This window comes from Ruegeria sp. AB9, from assembly GCF_056542585.1.
On sequence record NZ_JBQGAA010000043.1, the window covers coordinates 1 to 2,581 of the forward strand.

At 54.9% G+C, this 2,581-nt stretch carries 3 protein-coding genes; 1 reads left to right on the plus strand and 2 read right to left on the minus strand.

Annotated elements, in window-relative coordinates:
* The coding region (locus ACR0K5_RS24975; RefSeq protein WP_480632212.1) for a type IV toxin-antitoxin system AbiEi family antitoxin domain-containing protein at positions 1–267 on the minus strand (267 nt) is incomplete at its 3' end.
* A gap of 290 nt (positions 268–557) precedes the next feature.
* Positions 558–1,943: an IS1182 family transposase gene (locus ACR0K5_RS24980; protein WP_480424160.1), complete on the minus strand. Its 1,386-nt coding sequence runs from the start codon at positions 1,941–1,943 to the stop codon at positions 558–560.
* A 161-nt stretch (positions 1,944–2,104) separates the two neighbouring features.
* Here ACR0K5_RS24980 and ACR0K5_RS24985 point away from each other — a divergent pair.
* Positions 2,105–2,581: transposase (locus ACR0K5_RS24985; RefSeq protein WP_480632213.1), on the plus strand; the 477-nt coding region annotated here is incomplete at its 3' end.

Sequence of the window (2,581 nt, forward strand, 5' to 3'; positions counted from 1 at the left end):
CTCAAATAGCGTCGGCACAAGAATCCAAGGGTCCTGCAAGACCTGCCTCGCATCGAGAAGATCAAGCTGAACAGGTACATATGCCCCGCTACCAACTCGCCTGAGCCAGCCTTGGGCGGTCCATCTTGAGAGTAATTTCGCGGCCTGGTGACGGTCGATATCCAAAGCTCGCACTGCATCGTCAATACGCACGACATCCCCTGAAGCCTGAATGACTGTAGTGAGGCGGGCGCGCCCGCGAGCCAGCGGTGGTCTCGAATCGTTCATACTACATTAGAGTACACAAAATTCTCGGAAATAGCGAATTTCTATCTAAGTATAGTACTATACTTCCGGTATATACCGCATACCGGAATTCGCGAATTTTCGCCTGCAAAATATAGCGGCCAGATTTCCGGAGTCGCAAGCAATTCCACATTTGAATGGCCGCAATCCAGACTCTTGGAAGGAGCAATCGCGTTCGCAGCGAAGTTCCGCTTTCCGCCGATTCTGTTGAAAAACAACGTGTTGCAGTCGCAGAATGGGGTGACCTGAGCACGGCACGAGCGCCTTTCTGGTCAGGCGTTTCGCGTTTGCTGCGGTGCGGGAAAGATTTTCGCCAATTTGCGGAGGTTCTGGGCGGTGGCGGCGAGGAGGAATTCGTCATTTGCGCCGCACGGTCCACGTAATCGGAGCCGTCCAAGGCCTAGGATGCGCTTGAGGTGGGCGAAGAGCATCTCAACTTTCTTTCTGAGCTTCATCGCAATCTGGTACTCTTCAGTTTTGGCCAGATCTCTGGCGACCTGGCGCGCATCTTCGTGCTCTTCGCGGGTGATTTTGCGTGCATCAGCGTTGGGGCAGCATCTTTGTTTGGACGGACATACCTGGCAGACTTCTTTCAAGGCGCGATAGCGGGCTGTGCCCTTGCCCGACGGCCCCCGGTTTGGATCAGAGTAATTCCGGCGGAACTGTTTAAGCGCGTGACCCTCTGGGCAGATATATTGATCATGCTCAGCGTCCCATTCGAAGTCTGTGCGTGTCCAGGTGCCGTCGGGGCGTCCGGCCTTGTCGATGACCGGGATGTAAGGATCGATCTTGCGATCCACGAGCCAGCCGAGCATCGGGCCTGAGCCGTAGGCGGTATCGGCGATCATCCAGTCGGGGACGAGGTCGAACTTGTCCTTCACCCGGTCCAGCATCGTCTTTGTCGACCCCACTTCGGCTTGCCGGATGGATCTGGTCGCTTCCACATCCACAATCACGCTGTGATCTGTATCAACGAGGTAGTTATCAGAGTAAGCAAAGAAGGCTGGTGCCTTGTGCGCCGCTGTCCATTGGCTGGCAGGGTCCGAATATGAAATGAACTTAGGCTTGACTGGCGAGGCAGCACCAAACGCGGCCTCATCCAGGGTTTCCAGATATTCCCGAACAGCGCGCGGTGCGGTCTTGGCATCGATCTGTGCAGCATCCCATTCTTCTTGTGACGCTGAATACTGCTTGGTCGCTTCTGCCTCAATCAAGCTGGCATCAATCGCCATACGCTGGCCGCTGACCAAACCTTCTGCGATGCACCGCGCCACTGTCGTTTCGAACACGTGCCGCAAGAGTTCACTCTCGCGGAACCGACCATGGCGGTTCTTGGAAAAGGTAGAGTGATCCGGCACTCGATCAGTCAGATCGAGGCGACAGAACCAGCGATACGCAAGGTTCAGGTGCACTTCTTCGCACAACCGCCGTTCCGACCGGATGCCAAAGCAATAGCCCACCAGCAGCATGCGGATCAGCAACTCGGGATCGACGGAAGGGCGACCAGTATGACTGTAAAAATCCGCCAAATGATTGCGAATACTACTCAGGTCAACAAATCGATCAATCGACCGCAGCAGATGATTGTCCGGGACATGTTCCTCCAGGGAGAACTCATAGAACAGCTCAGCCTGAGTTTCCTGTTTTGGTCCCATCATCATCCAAACTCCCATTCAATAAGAGAATTGAATCAGCCAGATGGCCTTCGATCAAGACAGAGTTTTTCAACAGAATACGCCCATGCTGTTGAAGAACTCTGTGTTGCAGTGCGGCAAGTCGTTTGATTCACTTGATTTATCGAGATTGGGAGGATCGGGCGATGATGGGCATTCAAAAGGTTGAAGCGCAGCTGTTCTATGAGTTCGATTTGGACGCACATGTGCCGCCTAATCACGTATTGAGAGAGATTGACCGTTTCCTCGACATGGGCGACATGCGGGAGAGGCTGAAGCCCTTTTACAGCCACACGGGCCGCCCTTCGATCGATCCCGAGCTGATCGTCCGGATGCTGGTGATTGGTTATGCGATGGGCATTCGGTCCGAACGACGACTGTGCCAGGAGGTGCATCTCAATCTTGCGTATCGCTGGTTTTGCCGGCTCGGTTTGGAGGACAAGGTGCCGGATCATTCATCGTTCTCGCGGTGCCGCCATGGCAAGCTTCGGGAAAGCGACATGCTGCGCCATATCTTCGAGGCGACGGTGGAGCGCTGCCTGAAGGAGGACCTCGTGTCAGGCGAAGGCTTTGCTGTCGACGCCCGCCTGATACCGGCGGATGCCAACAAAGCCCGTTCCATT